This is a genomic window from uncultured Pontibacter sp. (genome assembly GCF_947492645.1).
In the GTDB taxonomy this organism is placed as follows: Bacteria; Bacteroidota; Bacteroidia; order Cytophagales; family Hymenobacteraceae; genus Pontibacter.
On the sequence record NZ_CANLMZ010000001.1, the window covers coordinates 250,417 to 269,287 of the forward strand.

Sequence of the window (18,871 nt, forward strand, 5' to 3'; positions counted from 1 at the left end):
TTTTAAGAGTTGAAGACTTTTGCAGGCGTAAAGGGCTAACCATTTAAATGTCTGTACATCAAACCTAAGGTTAAAAAAAGAAAAAACCTACCTTGTTTAAGGTAGGTTTTGCAAGTATGGGTTTAGTATACTTTATTTCTTAATAAAGCGAAGTGTTTCGCGGTGTTCGTTACTTACGACAGAAACAAAATATGCTCCGCTTTTAAGGTCCTGTACAGGCAGTAGCAACTCCTGCTCTGCAGTAGCTTTAAGTTGCTTAACTGTTCTGCCAGTTGCATCCAGCACGTAAACATCTACATTGCCTTTAAGTCCGTTAAGGCTGATATTTACTGCCTCTGTGGCAACAGTAGGGTAAAGCATTAACTTTGGAGCCAATACACCTCTCACATCTACCGCTACTATGTTAGAGTAAGCTGTTTCACCGCTGAAATCTACCTGCTGCAAGCGATAGTAATTGGTACCTGTAGCTGGCTTAGCATCTGTGAAGGTATAATTCAGCTTTGCGCTGCTGTTGCCGCTACCTTTTACTTCACCCACTTTAGTGAATGTTTTGCCATCCAGGCTGCGCTCTACTATAAACTTGTTGTTGTCTTTCTCCATAGCTGTTGCCCAACCCAATACCGCTTGGTTGTTCAGCAACTGCGCCCTAAACGACATCAACTCAACAGGCATGGGCGCTATGCTTCCGTCGGCAGTTGCCCAGCTAATGTCTCCAATTGCAATGCCCTGTCTTCCTCTGGCGGCATCGTTATTAAGATACTTTATCTCTACTCTGTCTACGTCTTCAACAAAGCTGATCGTAACATTACCCCTGTTAGACGTTACCTTAGCATCTACACCATCTGCTTTCGCCATAGCCGCACCATTGCTGAACTCGTTAGAGAAAGTAGGTATCATTTGGTTCTTTGTTAAGGCAATTGCATTAGCGCCGTTGTAGCCGGTTACCACTATTTTATCTCTGAACTGCCCAGCATTACGGTCAATGTCGTGTAGTGTAAACGTTAGGCCCGACACACTCTTACCCAATATAAGTGTTACCTGGGTTCCGCTTTCAGCAGCAGCACCTGTTTGTATAAGGTTTAGCGCCTTCTTCTTCAGAAAACCAGTATTTACGTTATCCGTCTCTACTGTTGCACCTGTACCAACAGCACTTCTAACCCAACGCATGGTAACCCCATCAACTGTATAAGGCTCTGTTGATCTTGTTGAAGAGACATCAAATGGTCGTTCGCCTACAGGGCGGCTGGCCCAGCTGAATGTAGATACACCCGTAACAGGTGTTCCTGATATCAGCACATCATCTATGCCATAAAAGTCAGTATTCTCATTGTTCACGTTGATCTTCCAACGGAAACGAACGTTGGGCTGATTGTTAACTTCGAACGGCAACTTAATCGAAACACCCTTGTTGACAGCATTCCATGTAAAGAAGCTCGTAGTGTTTTGTGTGAAGCCTGTAACTGCCTTATACGTAACGCCATCCAGGCTGTACTCTAGCGTTACAGGATTTGTGTTTGGTATATACGAGGTGCTGTTGCCAGGCCCTGGCGCTGTCACAACTGTATGTTTGTTTTTCCTGTAGTACTGCGATCTGATCTCTTTCCAGGTAATGGTCAGGTTATGTAGGTTATAAGTAGAGATGCTATTGTCCAGGCGCAGCACTTGCTGCCCGGTTGCATTAACATCTGTTTGCATATAGCTGCCGCCAGTATATAGCGTGTCTGTATAAGCATGTGCATCAGAAAGTACAAAGTTAGTCTTGTAGGCACCAGTTACTGTATTATTGAAATTTTCGTGATACACTACTACCTGTGCCTGTGCGGTAGTAAGTAAAAGAAAAGCTGCAATAAGGAAAGAATAAAACTTCTTCATAACTCTAGTAATTAATTACCAATCATTATGAAAGAAGTATGCCACAGCTCTTTAGCCCGTGCCACCAAAGCAATGCACAGCTTCCCTTTCACAAACAAAACCCTAATTAACAACACCTTATAAAAACAAACAGGTTATTAGTTAATCAGAAAGGTCGTTTTATTAAGCAAACGTGTACCTAATTACTAGCAATTTTTTCCAAATATGGGAAACCAGCATGGGAATTGGGAATTAGCTGTTAGATGTTCTCTTAGATACGCTTATAGGTATGAAAAAATGGAAGCGCAACAGATAATGTGTATTTTTTAAATGAATAACGCACACATTGGAAAAAAGCAACATCAAAATTTTTATACTTCAACACTATCCCTTATTTACCCTATGTTAAATCGTCAGGGTTGACAGAATAAAGTAATAGCTCCAGGTTACATAGTGTCAGTATTTGGTTGTTTGGCACTTGGTTTGCAATACGTTAAGCAAAAAACAACGAAGGAGAAGATCAATGAAACGAATCATCAATAAGGATTTTTTACATAACATTGCCTTACACCTTGACTTGTTCAATACAATTGGGGGAGGCGTAAGCGAAACCTTTGTAAGTGTAAAGCAACACGAATTGGATGCAGTTATTGAAGTATGGGCCGCAGGTGTAAATCCTGAGTCCTTTAAAGTGGTGCTGCGCAACAATAACCTTACTGTGAGCTCAACAATTCAGAGTAACCATAGCATGCATGTAGCAGCTCCTATTTTTAGCAGGACCTTTGTGTTGCCGCCAGCCGTGAACATGGCGCTGATTGATGCCACTTATGAAGATGGGAAACTGCGCATCAAGTTACCTTACAACGAGTCTGCAAACAAGGCAAGAGAAATAGTGATTAAACAGTTATAAAAGTTATTAAACAGATAAAAAGAAAGGGCGCCTCTCTAGAGAGACGCCCTTTCTTTTTATCTGTAAGCAGTTCCGATTCAAAAAAGCAGTAATATAGTAACCTAGCGTTACTGTACGCTGCAGATGTTTAAGGAGCTTGTACCTTAAACTTCGCTTTTATTATTGATGTAAGATAATCGTGCACCTCAACAGTTTCTTTATCATAATCAAAAGTGTTGTAGGTATCAGCAGCTATTTGCTCTATCCGGCACCCATTCTCAATCATCATAAATATTAACTCCCTTAAACGGTAAGGGTGCCCGGCTACATTTATCAGGCATTCCATGTCATCACTCTCCACGCGCAGAAACATGTGCTGCACATGGTTTACATCCGTCATTATCTCTTGGTTAGACATAAGCTTTATACTTTGGCTACTCTTATAAAGTCTCTTATCGCCAAAAAAGTGCCATACTTTGGGGCCAAATGCATTAAGCCTCCTAAATCCTTACCTTGGTGCAGCATTTACTTTGATCAATACAAAGCCTTTCCTGCCAAGCAGCGAATATACTGTTGCTACTATTTGCGTGGATGGTCTTGGCGCCACCCCACTACAAACACAATAACCCAAACAGAGTAAAAAGGAGAAAGCACAGCTGCCAGGTAAGGGTCTACAGCAAACATAAGTATAAGCTGGAGCAGGAAGGTTGCGATAGCTCCAATAATAGCGTATTAATAGTATCGGTTACGGAAGTTCATACTATACGGTACGCAAGTTACTGCAAAAGGAGAGAATCAGAGCGCAAGCATAATTTTTACAGTAAGGCTATAGTGCAGGGGCTGGCATTAAGAAAAGGAATCAAAAAAATACCCGACTTTTAGGGCCGGGTATTCATTAGTCTAAATGCTTCTGCTCTGGATATGTCTTTTTCGACAATCAATGGGGGGTCATCATCTTTAGCAACAACTAATGTGTAGTTATTGTCTTTGTCCTGGTAGTAGATGAGTGTAGTAAGATCTTCGTATCCGATACTAAAGATTTTTCGGGGCTCATGCTTATACCTGTATTTATAATTATCTAATTTTATATTCCTCAATAACCTCATAATCCAACACCTTTCTAGTATTTTAACGGTACTTGTGCCAGGTAATGTTTCAAATATATCTGTTATACCATTACTTTCTTGTAATCTTTATAACGTTGACAGACATTTAATTATATTCAATTATTAGTATCTTACCTGCTGCTTTACCCTAAGTGGCGACAGGAAAGCAGGATATACTTTACCGGCTACTGTAACAACTATAATTAAATGAATACCAAATACTTAACGCACAACACCTACTTTGGTTAACATAAGTATAAATTTGAGCTTTAAACCATAGGGGTATAAATACTTTTGGTAGCTTGGCTGCTGCTGCGCCGCTATAGGCAAGCTGCAACTAAATAAGGCGCTGTAGATGCTATATACAATATGGTGGCTAAAGCTTTTATACTTAAAGCTGAAACTTTACTAACACATTACCCATGAACAACAATGGAAAGTATAGCTGGCTTGTCTGGCTGTTTTACTTTATCGCTTTTGAGGTGGTGGTTTTCCTAGGCTTACAATGGTTGCTTTCAGGCTTGGGCAACAGCAACCAGTTTCAGGCAGAAAATACCGTAGTGCCTAATTGGGTAAAAGCTGTTACGTTTATCCTTTTATACATTTTATGCCTGTTGTTCGTTGTAATGCTGGTGAGCAGCTTTGTGCCTAACAAACACCGCGGCCAATTAATGCGTTGGGTATACTTAGCTTTAGTAGGCATGGCAATAATGCTTTTCTTTTTATTTTAATGGTGCCGCAAAAGCACGGCTATCAATTTAAAAACCAATGAAAAAACTTTTTTACCTGATACTGTTCTTCCTTACCACGGGGTTTACAGCAAACGCACAGATAGGAGAAATAGAAAATACCCGCCAGGGCCGTTACTTTATAAAACAGCAAAACGGCCAGGTTATATACGCCAACAAGATCAGGCTCCGCTCTCCGCTGTTTAAGCAAAACCATTTCCTGCTGGATGACTCTTTGCAGTATAACCCCAGTACCGTGGCTGCATTCCAAAACGAGGATGGTTACTTTGCCCGCGTAGATTATGGCAACAGCTACGACGACTTTGCCAAGCGTGTATTAGATGGGCCACGCATCGATAAGTTTTATACATCGCGCACCGTCTATGACTATGGTTACGGCTACAACCCATACGGTTACGGAGGGCCACGATCCAGCCGCCGCAGAATCAATTTCTTCTCCAAAGACGACGGCCCCCTATACCTGCTGGACTACAACAACCTAAGAGAGGCCCTGGCAGACAACGCCGCAAGCATGAATATACTGCAGCAGTACAGGCGTAATAAAGTTATCAACACAGGAGTATCCATTGTAGGGGCAGGTTTATTGGCTGTGGGCTCTCTTTCTTCTATTCAGAACTCTGGCAATACCGGTGTGTCGCCGTTGGTGTATGCAGGGGCTGGTATACTTGGAGCGCAATTAGTTATCAACCTCTTCCAGAAAGACAAACTGACACAGGCTATGGAAGTTTACAACTATCAGGTGCAGCAATAGCAGCCAACCCAAATTGTAAATGCATACTTACTTTTGTTTTTAGGCATTCACGCGCGTCTGTCTCTCAAATTGACTAACTTGGCCATAGCCTACAATTGGCTGTACAACATCTCTATGGATAACCTTTTACTTTTACATGGGGCGCTAGGATCAGCGGATACATTAACTCCCTTACAGCAAGCACTAGAGGACAAGTATAACATCCATAAACTTGATTTTTCGGGGCATGGTAAGAGCAGCATTCCGCAGGAGCCGTACAGCATGGCGCTGTTTTCTAATGATATTTTAAGCTACCTGGATACACAGGGGCTAGACAAGGTGCATATTTTAGGCTACAGCATGGGTGGCTATGTAGCTTTATACTTTGCATTACTGCATCCGGAGCGGGTAAGCAGTATATTTACACTAGCCACTAAGTTTGCATGGTCTCCTGAAGCTGCCGAGAAAGAGTGTAGAATGCTTAACCCAAAGAAGATAAAGGAGAAGGTGCCCCAGTTTGCTAAAGTGCTGGCAGAGCGCCACGCACCTAACGACTGGAAGCAGGTAATGCACAAAACTGCCGAGATGATGCAACAACTTGGAGCTGTGCCAGAGCTTACTGCAGCTAATTTGCCCCAAATACAATTGCCCGTACGCCTCAGCATCGGCGACAGCGACAACATGGTAACAGTAGAAGAAACGCTTTGGGCTTACCGGCTTTTACCGAATGCCAGCCTGCTTGTGTTGCCGGCCACACGCCATCCTCTTGAGATAATAGAGATTAACAGACTTGCCTACGAAGCCGAACAATTTATTAACAATTGTTTGCCCGTAACTAAAATAGTTTAACCCATGACATTATTACGTTTTACAAAGCATTTACAGATGCTAAAGCAAATATTGATACTTGCTGTTTTTGCTGTGAGCATCACTTCCTGTGCAAGTTCTTCTGCTGGTTTTGGCCAGCGCGGCTACACCGAAGAGGGAAAAGCCTCCTACTACAGCCGCAAATTACAGGGCCGGAAAATGGCAAACGGCGAGCCTTACCGTAGAGGTAAGTTAACGGCAGCTCATAAAACTTTACCTTTTGGCACTAAAGTAAAAGTGACTAACCTACAGACAAACCAAACTGTTAAAGTTAAGATTACAGATAGAGGCCCCTATGTTAGCGGAAGAATTGTAGACTTATCGGAGGCTGCCGCTAAAAAAATTGGCTCAGTTAAAGCTGGAGTTGTGCCTGTAAAAATGAAAGTTATAAAACCGGCGGCTAAGTGATACAGACCAAAACATAGCATTTTAGATATATAAATAGGCTGTTTCTGCCATTTTCACACACTTAACGTGTTATTTCCCTAAATTATCCTACTGATTTCTTGATTCTTATAAAATTTACACTTATTTTTGAGTATGATAAAACTGTGGCAACCTGTACGAGAATTTTTACCTATAGCAGCTATACTGCTGCTATGCTTAATTATCGTACCAGTAGCACAGGCTAACGACAATGGCAACAGCAGCAATGGCACAAACGCTACTGTTGCGCAACAAGCTACTACCCAAACAGGCCCTACAGCCATAGCACCCGCTGAAACAGCCAAAGCAGCGAAGCCAAAGCCAAGAGTAGCAACCACCAAACCACAGGACAAGTCAGTTTTAGACAATGATGTGCTTAACAGCCCAATTAGTTACTTTAAAAAAGCATTTACCACCGAAGAGGAGGAATCTGATGCCACATCAAGTAACGGAGCTGTGATGATTACAGTTAAGGCGCTCATTGCTACGCTCCTTTCCACTATCATGTAATTTCCCCTTCCTGTTTATTAAAGCCTCGCTATATTACCCCTCGTCGCTTTTAAATTTCTGCTTTCCGCGCAGTATATCAAAAAACAACTTAAAGCCTGATGCCAAGCTGTAGAACGGGTATTTAAAAGTAGCCGGCTTGTTTCGCTCGAAAAAGAAATTCCCTACCCAAGCAAACCTATAGCCAATAACCGGCACCAGCAGCAGCAACTTATACTTACCTGCTGCTAGTGCGGCTACAGCCACCACTAACAGCAGGCCTGTACCAATAAAGTGCAGCACACGGCTTGTTGTATGCTGATGCTCCGATAAGTAATAGGGGTAAAAATCTTTTAGCGAAGTATAATGCTCGGGTGCTGCCTTGCTCATACCTATAACTATTTATACTTGCATAAGCTAAGCGAAAGCGTGTACAATACTAAAGCGTTATTTATACTTTAAGCAATGCTGCCACAGCTTAAAGGTGCACATGCCTCTTTATTAAATAAAGTCACTAATAATGGCTAACACCAGCCCTAACAGCGTAGCAATAAGTTTGGTACGGTTAAAATGATGGTCCGGGCTTGATTCGAAAAGTATGGTAGTAGAGATATGCAGGAAATTACCCGCAACCAAACCCGTTAACGCTGTATAAACTAAACCATCGGGTGCTTCCTGGGCTAGAACTGTGTTGCTAAAAATAATACCCAATGGAGAGCCTAACGCAAATATCAGTAACCACAAAAACGCTTTCCGGAAGTTCTCCAATCGCGAAAGCAGCACCGACATCAAAGCAAAAGCAGCCGGAATATGGTGTAAGGTAATACCGAGCAGCACCAGATAAAAATTATCACCTGCATGATGGTGACTATGGTCTGCAACGCCATGCCGATGCTCTACAAGTATACTTCCTTCCAAAAAAGAATGCACAAACAATGACCCCAGCAGCAAAAAAGGCATGGAACCAACCCGGTCCTGGTGGTGGTGAATGTGGCCGTGCTCTACACCATGAGAGAATAGCTCTAGTATTAATTGCAGGAAAAAGCCTGCCAGCACCCAATAACCTACACCATACCCATTGTTGCCAACAAGCACATCGGGAAGCAAATGTATAATTGTGATTGTAAAGAGGTAAGCACCACTAAAAGAAAGTGCCATTTTTAGCCACTTAATGTTAGTAGGCGGAAATACCTTTACCAGAAACCCTGAGAAAACTACTGTAAAAAACAGAACTAGTATGGCTATGATCATGTAGGGGAGGCGCTATTTCTTTAAAACAAAGATCATCCGATCGCTTTTCTCACGATCATAAGGGTTTAATTTGTAATCGCCGAGCACTTCTATCAGGCGTAGCTTCGTCATTTTAAAGTATTCTATGAAGTCTTCCTCGCGCAAGGCGCGCACCCGCTCCTGGTACTGGTAATACTGGCCATTATCTGTGAAGCTGATCGTCTTAACAATAAAGTCATGCTCCAGCCCACGGTGGATGTTAAACGTTATGCCGCCTACTTCTTTTACCTCATCGGTTACAAGGTTGGCAATAACTTTTTCGGTATTCATAAAATCTATAACCAGCTTACCTCCGTGCTTCAGGCTTTCTGTTGTCGCGCAAAGGGCAACAACATTCTCGGTTTCGTTATCAAAATACCCAAAGCTTGTGAAAAGGTTAAGTATAAAATCGAAGCTTTCGGGCTTGTATACTTGCCGCATGTCATGCACATCAAAATGCAAACGCTCGTTCTCGTATTGTTTGGCGTAGGCTATACTTTGCTCCGAGAGGTCGAGGCCCGTTACGTTATAGCCTTGCTGGTTAAGGTATAGGGAGTGGCGCCCTTTGCCACAAGCAAGGTCCAGTATCCGCTCATACTGCTTCGGGTGGAGGTAAGCCAACAGGTTATTCATAAACAGCTGCGCCTCTTCCAGATTGCGGTCCTGGTATAAAATATGGTAGTATGGCGAATCAAACCATGTGCTAAACCATTCTACTTCCTGTTGTGCCATTGGGTGTGCTAAAAGCAATTAAGACTGCAAATATAAGGTAATCTGCCAAACCTGCCTATACGTAACACGGCAGGCTAAGTGTTGTGCTCTACCTGCAATGCGCAGGAGGAATAAAAAAAGCCTGCCGCTGCTAGTACAAAGCAACGGCAGGCTTCTAAACTCTGGTCTAAAACTAGCGTCTGATAGCGCCTGCTTCTGTATTTGTTTCGGTTTCTTCTTTGATGCTATCGCCAGGCTGAATCGTGTTACCTCCCATATCGTGGTTAGGCATTACTTCTTCCTTATCAGTATGGCCTTGTTTTACACCATGAGCTGCTACTTCAGCATTTCCGGCGTCACTTACGTTAAAAGTGTTGCGAGTTCCCGGCTCTACGTAGTCAGTTGATACTTTTTCACCTGGTCTCAGGTCTTTCGGAGTATCACAAGATGCCATAAACAAACCACAAGCTGCGGCAAATACTGCAATTATGTTCTTATTCATTTTTGTATGATTTTATACTTTCTTTATAGTCATCCTGCCAACAAATCTGCTAGCAATGTATTATCTATTAATCTTTTACGACTGTCGTGTTGCCTTTGGTTGTACTGCGGCAGTTGCTAAGCTATAAAGCTTTTGCGGCGAAGCAGGTTATCCATCAGCTTAAGGTCGTTTTGGGTATTAAAAATTTTGTAAGGCAGGTATATAAAAACAGGAACCTCAAACGTGCGTGCCAACCAGCCTTTCCAGCCTGTCGGCAACTGCGTACCCGATGGTGGCTTTAACCAAAGCAGGTAAGCCTCATCCCTACGCTGCACCATCTTGATCATGTCCCAGGTCATGTTCATACCCTCACGCTCGTTGCGCTTCATCAGTATCTGTCGGTTGTCGATGTCGTAATTAAGCTTTTCGAACAACACGTTACCTTGCTCTATGCGTGTGATGCCCATTACCTGCGCCGAACGCACAAGTATAAAAAGGATGGTAACAATTACGGCTATGGCTACCCACCACCACGAGAAGCTAAACAAAGCGGGTAGCATAAAGATGGCAAACGGTATCAAAGCATACCACCACTCCTTTTTCCAGACTTGCGTTACGGCAATGCGCGTAAATAAGTCTTTATCCATCTGGTACTTTTTTGTTCGGATGGCACCTGGGGCTGGCCCCTGTGGCGCTCTGAAACCTCTTTGGTTTGGTTGCTGCATAAAAAATAAAGTAAAATTCTCTGTTCTGCTTACTCTCCGGCAAAGCCTTTAAGAGAGGGCCAGTTCACTATTTGCTGCTTTACCAGCAGTATCAGGTTTAAATTAGTAAGCTTTTAAGCTTATGTCCATACTTTTGATGGAGTGCGTCAGCGCCCCAACCGAGATATAATCCACGCCACACTCAGCTACGGCACGTATTGTTTCTTCTGTTATCCCACCAGATGCCTCTGTTTCATACTTGCCGGCTATCATGGCTACGGCTTCGCGCATCATGTCGGTGCTCATGTTATCCAGCATAATGCGGTGCACGCCTCCTGTTTCCAGCACCTGCTGCACCTCTTCCAAAGTACGGGTTTCTACCTCAATCTTCAGGTCTTTGCCGTGCTCCTTCAGGTAACGCTGTGTTGCTGTGATGGCATTTTTTATACCTCCGGCATAGTCCACATGGTTGTCTTTCAGCATTACCATGTCATACAACCCGAAACGGTGGTTGCGGCCGCCGCCAATCAAAACTGCCCATTTCTCCATTATCCTGAAGTTAGGGGTCGTTTTGCGTGTATCCAGCAATTTGGCTCCTGTACCTTCAATCAGGCTGCTAAGGTAATGGGTATAGGTGGCAATTCCGCTCATGCGCTGCATGCAATTAAGCACCAGCCGCTCTGCCGTAAGTATGGATTGTGCCTTTCCTTTTACAGTAAGTCCTATATCACCATACTTTACCGGCGCACCGTCCTGCAACAGTACTTCTACCTGCAATTCAGGGTCTACAGCTTTAAAAATGTAACCGGCCAGCTCTACGCCCGCCAGTATGCCTTCTCCCTTTACCAGCAGGCGCGCCTGGTTTTGCGCATCGGCAGGTATAGAGGCCAGCGAAGAGTGGTCACCATCGCCAACATCCTCGGCTAGGGCCAACGAGATGAACTCGTTTATACTTTTTGGGGTAAGGTAAGTAGGTTTCACGGCACAAAAATAAAAAAAGGCTCGGAGTTTATACCGAGCCTTCTTGAAAATCTCATTATTATCTTTTTAATCTTTGATAAAGTTCATCGATTGTATCTTGGATTCTTTCATCCGAACCAGCACAGTATAGGTGCCGTTTTTGGAAGTATACGTGCCAATGGCGTAGCGCTGGCCTTTATCCGATGCTCCCTGGTGACTGTAAGAGAAATCAACAGGAGGGTTTTTGCTGAAGAAATTCTTCATTACAAACTCCGCTTGCGTGCTGCTGTAGCTTGTGGCATCGCCGCTCTCTAAAGTAATCTCCACCATGCTGCTAAAGTTACGGGCCAAATCTTTAGACGAGCCTATCTTAATAGCCGACTTTACGCCACCCATTACATCGCCTTGGGCTACGGACTGCTCCGCTGTAACAAAAACAACTGCCAACAACAACGAAAATACTACTGCAATCTGTTTTAAGTTTTTCATAAATCCTGTTTGTGATCTCGCCCTCATAATAGCTAAAACTATGCCAAGTAAAGGTACCGCCTAAACATTGGTAAAGTTAGTTGTAATATCTAAATATATAAAATCCGGATACGCACTTAAGCAGCATAATTACTTAAACATTAAAGCCCTAAAGCCAGTAGCTGCTATTGCACGTGGTCAGGCACCCATTCAAAGATTATGTTTATATTTGCACTATGGATAAAAAGGTACTTTTAGTGATTTTAGACGGGTGGGGGATAACCACTATCCCAGAGGCTTCTGCGATACTTAAAGCCCATACACCGTTCATTGATTCTATCATGCAGCATTATCCGAGCACCTACCTGGAGGCTTCAGGAGAGGCTGTTGGCTTACCAGAGGGGCAGATGGGAAACTCTGAGGTAGGACACATGAACATTGGTGCCGGCCGTGTTGTGTATCAAGACCTGGTGCGTATCAATAAATCCATATCAGAGCACAAGCTTGGCACAATGCCTGTGCTGGCCAATGCTTTTGCCTTTGCCAAAGAAAACAAGAAACCTGTTCACCTGATCGGTCTTTTATCTGACGGTGGTGTGCACTCGCATATAAACCACCTGAAAGCCCTTTGCACTACTGCATTTGACTATGGGTTGCACAACGTATACATACATGCCTTTACCGATGGCCGCGACACAGACCCTAAAGGTGGTGTAAAATATATAAACGAGCTGGAGCAACACCTTGAAAACACAACCGGCACTATTGCATCTGTTACCGGACGCTACTACGCCATGGACCGCGACAACCGTTGGGAGCGTGTAAAGCTGGCTTATGATGCCATGGTAAAAGGAGAGGGCAAGCCATCCCGAAACCTTATACAGTCGGTGCTGGAGTCGTACAAAGATGGCGTAACCGATGAGTTTATACATCCGATAATCAAAGTAAACGATCAGCAGCAACCTATTGCCACCATACAGGAGGGCGATGTGGTGATTTGCTTTAACTTTAGAACGGACCGTGGCCGCGAGATAACCCAGGCCTTAACCCAGCGTGATTTCCCGGAGCAGCATATGCAGCGGCTAAACCTGCGCTATATCACCATGACCAATTATGACGATACATTTGCTGGCGTAGAGGCTATTTTTGATAAAGACAACCTGAACAATACACTCGGCGAAGTTGTAGCCAAGGCAGGCAAAAAGCAGATACGGATTGCCGAAACAGAGAAATACCCGCACGTTACGTTCTTCTTCTCGGGTGGCCGCGAAATGCAGTTTGAAGGTGAGAGCCGCCTGCTGTGCCCTTCGCCTAAAGTGCCTACGTACGACCTTCAGCCAGAAATGAGTGCTATGGATATTCGCGATGCCATTGTGCCGGAACTGGCCACCAGATCGGCTGACTTTATCTGCCTGAATTTTGCAAACCCCGATATGGTAGGCCATACAGGCGTGTTTGAGGCGGCGGTAAAGGCCTGCGAAGTAGTAGACCAGTGCGCTGAAAAAGTAATTACAACTGCCCTTGCCAACGACTATGCCACCATTGTGATTGCAGACCACGGCAACGCCGACATGATGATAAACCCTGACGGAACACCTAATACAGCTCACACTACTAACCTGGTACCTTGTGTACTGGTTAGCAATGACTTTAAGGGCACCTTGCATCCAGGTAAATTAGGAGACCTGGCACCTACTATACTTCAGCTAATGGGTATAGAGAAGCCAATAGAAATGACCGGAGAATCGCTGATAGATTAAATAATGTATGGCTAAGTATAAGTTAGGTTTACTTTTAGTGCTGCTGCTTGCCTTTACGGCTTGCGAACGCCCTGCACCACCAGCTACTGCCGATGCAACTGGCAGCTATAACCTAACGCTATACTTACAGGAGCAGAAAGCGCGCATGCAGGCAAAAAAGCCCATGGTGCTTAAATCTGTAACTACAGAAGGGCAACCCACCGAAACAGTAGAGACAGATGACATAGACTGGCAAGATGAGCTATCGGTGTTTGAGCAACTGGACCTGCGCAGGCCTGCCTTGGAAGAATATTACCTAAAACAGGAAAAAGTTTTAGAAAACGGCGACATAGCCGTTGAGTATAAAAAGCGGGAAGACAGCGAACCCATTGTGCATTATCTTTTCCTTACACTTTCACCAGACCGGAAATTAAAGCATCTAGCTGCCACACTACAGGATAAAAACCCCTTGTTTTACTCCTACCGCCGCGTGTACCTGGAAGCAGAGCCTGCTACAGGCAATATTTCCAGCTACTCTATAGAGGGCGTTCAGAAGCTGATCTTTAATGATTCGCTGCACTACGCAGTAAAAGCCAACTTGTAAAACATCCCTATTTATACTATAAACATTTATTATATTGCTACACTAAAAGGCTAATAGTGTAGCGTTTGCCTTTTTTATACTATACCGGTTGCCACCTATGCGCATACTTCTGCTTGCCGCCTTATTTGCTTTATACTTTACTTTGCCAGCCGCCGCACAGCAGCGCAACTGTGGCACAGAAGCTTACATACAAACGTTAAAGCAAAGCGATGCCGGCTTTGAGCAAATGCATGAGCAGGCCCGGCAGGCGGTGCAGCAGGCATTAAAGCAGCAAAACAATGCACAGTACCTGCGGCAGGCTGCCAGCACCATTACTATTCCCGTAGTATTCCATGTGCTTTATTACAACTCAACGCAAAATATTTCGGACGAGCAGTTACTGTCGCAGCTCAGCATTCTGAATGCAGACTTCAGAAGAAAGAATGCAGATGCTGTTAATACACCTTCTTACTTTCAGCCTTTTGCGGCAGATACCGAAATTGAGTTTTGCCTCGCAACCATAGATCCCAACGGAGACCCCACTACAGGCATTACCCGCACCCCTACCACCCGAAGCTCTTTCAGCTACTCCACCGAAAATGTTAAGTATACAAACAGAGGAGGAAAAGATGCCTGGAACAGTAGCCAGTATTTAAATATTTGGGTGTGCCGGATAGATGATAACATCATAGGCTACGCTACCCCTCCCGGAGGACCACCAGCAACTGATGGCGTTGTGCTGGATTACACAACAATAGGGGCACCTCCTTTCAATAGGTTTTCTACCAACTACAACCTGGGCCGTACTGCAACACACGAAGTAGGCCATTGGCTGGGCCTGAATCATATCTGGGGTAATGGCTCTACGTGCAACGACTCTGATGGCATAGCCGACACGCCAAACCAACGCGAAGAGAATGTAGGTTGTCCTTCTGGGATGTCTCTCTCTTGCAACGACTCGCCTTACGGAGATATGTATCAGAATTTCATGGACTATACTGATGATGCTTGCATGAACCTGTTCACGCAAGGCCAGGCAGCTTACATGCGGGCTGCCATAAGTACATCAAGGGCAACCATACTTAACTCTCTTGCCTGCTCCGGTACACTTCGCTCAGACTTTAGCACCACCGTTGCAGGCGATACGCTTGTTGTGGCGGGCTATGCTGTTAAGTTTTCTGATGCTTCGGCTGGAGTTAGGCCTACGTCCTATAGGTGGGAGTTTGAGGGCGGCAATCCGGCTACATCAACTGAAAAGAACCCCACAGTTACATATACTCGCCCTGGCATTTACGATGTTAAGCTAACCATTTCGAACGGCTCCTTAACCAGCACAGAGGTGAAAACAGACTATGTGCACGTTACAGTAAACGACTTAGTTGTATACCCTAACCCAAGCTCCGACTTTATAACTATTGAGCAGCCGGCGCGCATTCTGGTAAGGCAGGTTGAGATGGTAAACCACATTGGCCAAACTGTAATTACCGCTGAGGTACGAGACAGGGTGTTGCGTGTTGATGTGCGCGATGTGCCTGCGGGCATTTACTTCCTGCGCATTACCAGCACCAATGGCACCATTATCAAAAAAGTAAGCGTGGTGAGGTAAAAGAGCTTTGGCGTAGGTAATAATAATCGCAGCCGCAAATAGCAACTCTTTTTTACTCCCCCTGCAGCGTAACCACAATAGTGCGCTTGCCGGCATGGTTGCGGTGCTCACACAAGTATACTCCTTGCCAGGTACCCAAATTTAATTCTCCGTTTGTGATAGGCACAGTTACCGAAGAACCTAGTATAGCAGCTTTCAGGTGTGCGGGCATGTCATCCGGTCCTTCTGAAGTATGGCGGTAGTAAGCTTGATTTTCGGGCACCATATGGTTAAAGTGGCTCTCAAAGTCTTGTCTTACAGTAGGGTCTGCATCTTCGTTTACTGTTAGGCTTGCCGATGTATGCTTGATAAAGATATGAGCTAACCCTACACTAAACTCTTCCAACTCCGGCAGCTGTGCCACAATTAGGTCTGTAATTAAATGGAAACCCCGCTTTACAGCTGGCAAACGTATCTCTTTCTGAAACCACATGTTTTTAAAATGAATGAGTGATTAGGTGCACTACTCCAGCTTTAAAGGTAGTTACAAAGTATACTACTGCTCTCGCACAAAGTAGTTTAGCTATAATACTTCGCCAAGAAGTTACCTAATCAATTAACCTCTCGTAAGCCCCGGCATCAGGCGTTGTTACATTGCGGGTCTTTCCTTTCAAGTCGTTGCGTACGGCAGGCAGAAACCTGGCAGCGCCACTAGCCGGTGACAAAGTATCCAATGCGAAATCTGCTTTACCGGGCTCCTTAAACTTAGGGGCTGTGTTTAACTTGTTATCGTTTGCGCTTAATTGGGTTTTGTATACTTCGGTGCGTAACAGGTTGTTACTTATATCTGCACCCACAGGCATCGGGGATAGTAACACCTCATCTACTGTGTTAAAACCATCAGAGTATACAATTGAGTTAACCAATTTAAGTGATGTTGGCTGGTCTTTAACATCGGTGCCAGGTATAAAATCAGTTACTACAAATAAAGGAACCTCGCGCAGAAGCGGGTTATTGTAGCTGACAATTGTAGAGTAAAGCACCTCATAGTTTCCGCCACCCAGGCCGCCAAAGGCGTATTGGCCGCAGTTATGTATCAGCGTATTTACCACCTTCACATCCGAAGTAAAAGCCACAATGCCATCTAAAAACGCATACTGCACAACGCAACCCTCCACTAAAGTGCCCGCCTTGCCAGGGTTACCTATGCGCAGCCCGTAAAGGGTGTTTTTGATGTCGGTATACTTCAGGCTGTTGTTAGAGCTTTTGGTAAGTATGCGTATGCCTTCCCATTGGCCGGGTGCAGTTAAGTACTCTGCTTCGCGCCTGTAACCACCAAATACTACGCGTTCTTCGGGTGTGCCCTCTGAGAGCAGCTGCCCATTAACAAGTAGCACCGACTTGGTGCTGCCATAAATTTTGGTGCCTTTCTCAATGGTTAGCGTAGCGCCTTCCTGCACCAGCACCGTATCCAGCAGCACGTGCGGTTTATCGCTTTTCCAGGTGGTGGTGCCTGTGGTTTCTTTTCTATGGAAATAGGCATTCTGGCCATAAGCCACCAGTTTCACATTTTGCAGTTGTCCGTTTGTCCTGAAAAGTATAGAATCTGCTACCAGGAAAGGAAGATTGGCATCGGTTGGGTTAATGTTAACCTTTACCAGCACATAAATGCTATCGCCGCCGCGCAGCTCCAGGTTATTAACCAAGGGGCTCTGGATGCCGTTAACTGTAAGCTGGTAAGGCGATGCACCTGAACCGGCTAACGCTATTTCGCTTATTTTGACGGCTTTTTTGTTGGGATTGTATACTTTTAAACGCTTGGTTATACTTCCTCGGCTTACAAATACCGTATCAAACAGCACCGTATCGCCAGAGAACCTCAGCACAGCATCAGGGTCTGTGGTAATGATCTCATCTTTAGGCTCACACCCTACTACAGATAGCAGCAGGAGCAGGGGCAATATGGCGAGCAGGTATCTCAAGTATGGTTGTTTAACTATGATTTGTTCTGTTAAAGTATAAAGTAGTGCACCAGAAGGATCAGCAATTTAGCAATTAAACCAGCAACAATAAAAAAGGATGCAGTTTCAGCTTTAATCGCTTGGCTACATCCTTTTTCTATATCTTAAACTGTTGCTTCTGGTGTTATGCTGTTGCTCCCTCTTTTAGCCTTTCAGCATTTTCAGCAATACGCAGCTCCTCTACAAAGTCTTCTATGCCACCATCCATAACATTTGGCAGGTTGTAAACTGTGTAACCGATGCGGTGATCTGTTACGCGGCCCTGTGGATAGTTGTACGTACGAATCTTGTCAGAACGGTCGCCGCCGCCTACCATGCTTTTACGCTGCGCACCTTCGGCCTCAAGCTTTTTGGCAAGCTCTTGCTCGTAAATACGGGAGCGAAGTACTGCCAATGCTTTATCAAAGTTCTTTAACTGCGATTTCTGGTCCTGGCACTGGGCTACTAAACCTGTAGGTATGTGTGTTAAGCGAACAGCTGAATAAGTTGTGTTTACCGACTGGCCACCTGGTCCGGAAGAGCAGAAAAGGTCTTTACGAACATCGTTCATGTCAAGCTCAATGTCAAACTCCTCTACCTCCGGCAATACTACCACAGAGGCTACCGAAGTATGAATACGGCCCTGCGTTTCTGTGGCTGGCACACGCTGTACACGGTGTACCCCCGACTCAAACTTAAGCTTACCATACACGTCCTCGCCAGACATGCCCACGATAATTTCTTTATAACCGCCTGACGTGCCCTCTGTAGCATCGATCAGTTCTGTACGCCAGCCCATTTTCTCAGCAAAGCGCGTATACATGCGGTAAAGGTCACCGGCAAATATAGAGGCTTCATCGCCACCTGCACCTGCCCGGATCTCCATGATGATATCTTTACTGTCGTTTGGATCCTTTGGTATCAGAAGCTCTCTTAAGTATTCTTCCATCTGCTCGCGCTGCGGAAGCAACTCATCAAGCTCTTCTTTGGCCATTTCACGGAAGTCCTCATCCTTTTCTGTTGCAACCACCTGCTTAGCACTATCGATGTTGCTCAGGATGTTGAGGTACTTCTTATATTCAACTACAATCTTGTCAAGGTCTTTATACTCTTTGTTCAGCGCCTTGAACTTCTTCATGTCGCTAGCCACATCAGGCTGTATAAGCAATTGGCTTACCTCCTCAAATCGCTGATTAATGGCTTCTAACTTATCTAACATGTGTCTTGTCTGGTTTTAGGCTGCAAAGATACTAAATTGGCAACTAGA

The 18,871-nt window shown here is 44.6% G+C and carries 21 protein-coding genes; 9 read left to right on the top strand and 12 right to left on the bottom strand.

All coding sequences use genetic code 11. The features are described 5' to 3' along the window. Positions 1 to 132: 132 nt before the first annotated feature. On the bottom strand, positions 133 to 1,872 hold the full coding sequence (locus Q1A23_RS00975) for a T9SS type A sorting domain-containing protein (RefSeq protein ID WP_299818173.1): 1,740 nt from the start codon (positions 1,870 to 1,872) through the stop codon (positions 133 to 135). Between the two features lie 502 nt (positions 1,873 to 2,374). Here Q1A23_RS00975 and Q1A23_RS00980 point away from each other — a divergent pair. Continuing rightward, complete coding sequence (locus Q1A23_RS00980; protein WP_299818176.1) at positions 2,375 to 2,761, top strand: Hsp20/alpha crystallin family protein; 387 nt, start codon at positions 2,375 to 2,377, stop codon at positions 2,759 to 2,761. A 127-nt stretch (positions 2,762 to 2,888) separates the two neighbouring features. Here Q1A23_RS00980 and Q1A23_RS00985 read toward each other — a convergent pair whose 3' ends face one another. Next, positions 2,889 to 3,158: a hypothetical protein gene (locus tag Q1A23_RS00985; protein WP_299818179.1), complete on the bottom strand. Its 270-nt coding sequence runs from the start codon at positions 3,156 to 3,158 to the stop codon at positions 2,889 to 2,891. Positions 3,159 to 4,268: 1,110 nt separating this feature from the next. On the opposite strand from Q1A23_RS00985, the gene Q1A23_RS00990 reads away from it, so the two are divergent. From Q1A23_RS00990 to Q1A23_RS01010, 5 genes are all read left to right on the top strand, one after another. Then, the gene (locus tag Q1A23_RS00990; RefSeq protein ID WP_299818182.1) at positions 4,269 to 4,577 is read left to right on the top strand and encodes a hypothetical protein; all 309 of its coding nucleotides are present in this window, start codon (positions 4,269 to 4,271) and stop codon (positions 4,575 to 4,577) included. 37 nt (positions 4,578 to 4,614) lie between these two features. After that, complete coding sequence (locus Q1A23_RS00995; protein ID WP_299818184.1) at positions 4,615 to 5,346, top strand: hypothetical protein; 732 nt, start codon at positions 4,615 to 4,617, stop codon at positions 5,344 to 5,346. Between the two features lie 78 nt (positions 5,347 to 5,424). Then, entirely contained in the window at positions 5,425 to 6,174 is a 750-nt protein-coding gene (locus tag Q1A23_RS01000; RefSeq protein ID WP_299818187.1) for an alpha/beta fold hydrolase, read from the top strand. Positions 6,175 to 6,177: 3 nt separating this feature from the next. Next, the gene (locus Q1A23_RS01005) at positions 6,178 to 6,600 is read left to right on the top strand and encodes a septal ring lytic transglycosylase RlpA family protein (protein ID WP_299818190.1); all 423 of its coding nucleotides are present in this window, start codon (positions 6,178 to 6,180) and stop codon (positions 6,598 to 6,600) included. Positions 6,601 to 6,732: 132 nt separating this feature from the next. After that, the gene (locus Q1A23_RS01010; protein WP_299818193.1) at positions 6,733 to 7,128 is read left to right on the top strand and encodes a hypothetical protein; all 396 of its coding nucleotides are present in this window, start codon (positions 6,733 to 6,735) and stop codon (positions 7,126 to 7,128) included. 33 nt (positions 7,129 to 7,161) lie between these two features. Here Q1A23_RS01010 and Q1A23_RS01015 read toward each other — a convergent pair whose 3' ends face one another. From Q1A23_RS01015 to Q1A23_RS01045, 7 genes are all read right to left on the bottom strand, one after another. Beyond that, positions 7,162 to 7,494, bottom strand: coding sequence for a DUF962 domain-containing protein (locus Q1A23_RS01015; RefSeq protein WP_299818196.1), 333 nt, complete (start codon positions 7,492 to 7,494; stop codon positions 7,162 to 7,164). 111 nt (positions 7,495 to 7,605) lie between these two features. Further along, complete coding sequence (locus tag Q1A23_RS01020) at positions 7,606 to 8,355, bottom strand: ZIP family metal transporter (protein ID WP_299818199.1); 750 nt, start codon at positions 8,353 to 8,355, stop codon at positions 7,606 to 7,608. A gap of 12 nt (positions 8,356 to 8,367) precedes the next feature. Further along, complete coding sequence (locus Q1A23_RS01025) at positions 8,368 to 9,105, bottom strand: class I SAM-dependent methyltransferase (protein ID WP_299818202.1); 738 nt, start codon at positions 9,103 to 9,105, stop codon at positions 8,368 to 8,370. Positions 9,106 to 9,277: 172 nt separating this feature from the next. Then, the gene (locus tag Q1A23_RS01030; protein WP_299818205.1) at positions 9,278 to 9,586 is read right to left on the bottom strand and encodes a hypothetical protein; all 309 of its coding nucleotides are present in this window, start codon (positions 9,584 to 9,586) and stop codon (positions 9,278 to 9,280) included. A 116-nt stretch (positions 9,587 to 9,702) separates the two neighbouring features. Continuing rightward, entirely contained in the window at positions 9,703 to 10,290 is a 588-nt protein-coding gene (locus Q1A23_RS01035) for a hypothetical protein (RefSeq protein ID WP_299818207.1), read from the bottom strand. A gap of 102 nt (positions 10,291 to 10,392) precedes the next feature. Then, on the bottom strand, positions 10,393 to 11,250 hold the full coding sequence (gene nadC / locus Q1A23_RS01040; RefSeq protein ID WP_299818210.1) for a carboxylating nicotinate-nucleotide diphosphorylase: 858 nt from the start codon (positions 11,248 to 11,250) through the stop codon (positions 10,393 to 10,395). 66 nt (positions 11,251 to 11,316) lie between these two features. Further along, positions 11,317 to 11,718 (bottom strand): DUF4783 domain-containing protein, encoded by a 402-nt coding sequence (locus Q1A23_RS01045; protein ID WP_299818213.1) that lies wholly within the window; start codon positions 11,716 to 11,718, stop codon positions 11,317 to 11,319. A 215-nt stretch (positions 11,719 to 11,933) separates the two neighbouring features. Between Q1A23_RS01045 and gpmI the strand changes: the two genes are divergently transcribed. From gpmI to Q1A23_RS01060, 3 genes are all read left to right on the top strand, one after another. Further along, complete coding sequence (gene gpmI / locus Q1A23_RS01050) at positions 11,934 to 13,457, top strand: 2,3-bisphosphoglycerate-independent phosphoglycerate mutase (RefSeq protein ID WP_299818216.1); 1,524 nt, start codon at positions 11,934 to 11,936, stop codon at positions 13,455 to 13,457. 7 nt (positions 13,458 to 13,464) lie between these two features. Beyond that, on the top strand, positions 13,465 to 14,040 hold the full coding sequence (locus Q1A23_RS01055; RefSeq protein WP_299818219.1) for a hypothetical protein: 576 nt from the start codon (positions 13,465 to 13,467) through the stop codon (positions 14,038 to 14,040). A 97-nt stretch (positions 14,041 to 14,137) separates the two neighbouring features. Next, on the top strand, positions 14,138 to 15,625 hold the full coding sequence (locus tag Q1A23_RS01060) for a M43 family zinc metalloprotease (protein WP_299818222.1): 1,488 nt from the start codon (positions 14,138 to 14,140) through the stop codon (positions 15,623 to 15,625). 52 nt (positions 15,626 to 15,677) lie between these two features. Here Q1A23_RS01060 and Q1A23_RS01065 read toward each other — a convergent pair whose 3' ends face one another. The 3 genes from Q1A23_RS01065 to prfA all read right to left on the bottom strand — a co-directional run bounded on the left by Q1A23_RS01065 (position 15,678) and on the right by prfA (position 18,823). Then, positions 15,678 to 16,097 carry a secondary thiamine-phosphate synthase enzyme YjbQ gene (locus Q1A23_RS01065; RefSeq protein ID WP_299818225.1) on the bottom strand — a complete coding sequence of 140 codons (420 nt, stop codon included), beginning with the start codon at positions 16,095 to 16,097 and terminating at the stop codon, positions 15,678 to 15,680. Positions 16,098 to 16,212: 115 nt separating this feature from the next. After that, positions 16,213 to 17,586, bottom strand: a complete 1,374-nt coding sequence (locus Q1A23_RS01070; protein WP_299818228.1) for a hypothetical protein — start codon at positions 17,584 to 17,586, stop codon at positions 16,213 to 16,215. A 163-nt stretch (positions 17,587 to 17,749) separates the two neighbouring features. Then, positions 17,750 to 18,823, bottom strand: a complete 1,074-nt coding sequence (gene prfA / locus Q1A23_RS01075) for a peptide chain release factor 1 (protein ID WP_299818231.1) — start codon at positions 18,821 to 18,823, stop codon at positions 17,750 to 17,752. Positions 18,824 to 18,871 lie beyond the last annotated feature (48 nt).

What these genes read in the sequence shown, in the direction of transcription:
- Q1A23_RS00975 (WP_299818173.1), bottom strand. Translation starts at nt 1,872, where the DNA reads ATGAAGAAGTTTTATTCTTTCCTTATTGCAGCTTTTCTTTTACTTACT.
- Q1A23_RS00980 (WP_299818176.1), top strand. Translation starts at nt 2,375, where the DNA reads ATGAAACGAATCATCAATAAGGATTTTTTACATAACATTGCCTTACAC.
- Q1A23_RS00985 (WP_299818179.1), bottom strand. Translation starts at nt 3,158, where the DNA reads ATGTCTAACCAAGAGATAATGACGGATGTAAACCATGTGCAGCACATG.
- Q1A23_RS00990 (WP_299818182.1), top strand. Translation starts at nt 4,269, where the DNA reads ATGAACAACAATGGAAAGTATAGCTGGCTTGTCTGGCTGTTTTACTTT.
- Q1A23_RS00995 (WP_299818184.1), top strand. Translation starts at nt 4,615, where the DNA reads ATGAAAAAACTTTTTTACCTGATACTGTTCTTCCTTACCACGGGGTTT.
- Q1A23_RS01005 (WP_299818190.1), top strand. Translation starts at nt 6,178, where the DNA reads ATGACATTATTACGTTTTACAAAGCATTTACAGATGCTAAAGCAAATA.
- Q1A23_RS01010 (WP_299818193.1), top strand. Translation starts at nt 6,733, where the DNA reads ATGATAAAACTGTGGCAACCTGTACGAGAATTTTTACCTATAGCAGCT.
- Q1A23_RS01015 (WP_299818196.1), bottom strand. Translation starts at nt 7,494, where the DNA reads ATGAGCAAGGCAGCACCCGAGCATTATACTTCGCTAAAAGATTTTTAC.
- Q1A23_RS01020 (WP_299818199.1), bottom strand. Translation starts at nt 8,355, where the DNA reads ATGATCATAGCCATACTAGTTCTGTTTTTTACAGTAGTTTTCTCAGGG.
- Q1A23_RS01025 (WP_299818202.1), bottom strand. Translation starts at nt 9,105, where the DNA reads ATGGCACAACAGGAAGTAGAATGGTTTAGCACATGGTTTGATTCGCCA.
- Q1A23_RS01030 (WP_299818205.1), bottom strand. Translation starts at nt 9,586, where the DNA reads ATGAATAAGAACATAATTGCAGTATTTGCCGCAGCTTGTGGTTTGTTT.
- Q1A23_RS01035 (WP_299818207.1), bottom strand. Translation starts at nt 10,290, where the DNA reads ATGCAGCAACCAAACCAAAGAGGTTTCAGAGCGCCACAGGGGCCAGCC.
- Q1A23_RS01045 (WP_299818213.1), bottom strand. Translation starts at nt 11,718, where the DNA reads ATGAAAAACTTAAAACAGATTGCAGTAGTATTTTCGTTGTTGTTGGCA.
- gpmI (WP_299818216.1), top strand. Translation starts at nt 11,934, where the DNA reads ATGGATAAAAAGGTACTTTTAGTGATTTTAGACGGGTGGGGGATAACC.
- Q1A23_RS01055 (WP_299818219.1), top strand. Translation starts at nt 13,465, where the DNA reads ATGGCTAAGTATAAGTTAGGTTTACTTTTAGTGCTGCTGCTTGCCTTT.
- Q1A23_RS01060 (WP_299818222.1), top strand. Translation starts at nt 14,138, where the DNA reads ATGCGCATACTTCTGCTTGCCGCCTTATTTGCTTTATACTTTACTTTG.
- Q1A23_RS01065 (WP_299818225.1), bottom strand. Translation starts at nt 16,097, where the DNA reads ATGTGGTTTCAGAAAGAGATACGTTTGCCAGCTGTAAAGCGGGGTTTC.
- prfA (WP_299818231.1), bottom strand. Translation starts at nt 18,823, where the DNA reads ATGTTAGATAAGTTAGAAGCCATTAATCAGCGATTTGAGGAGGTAAGC.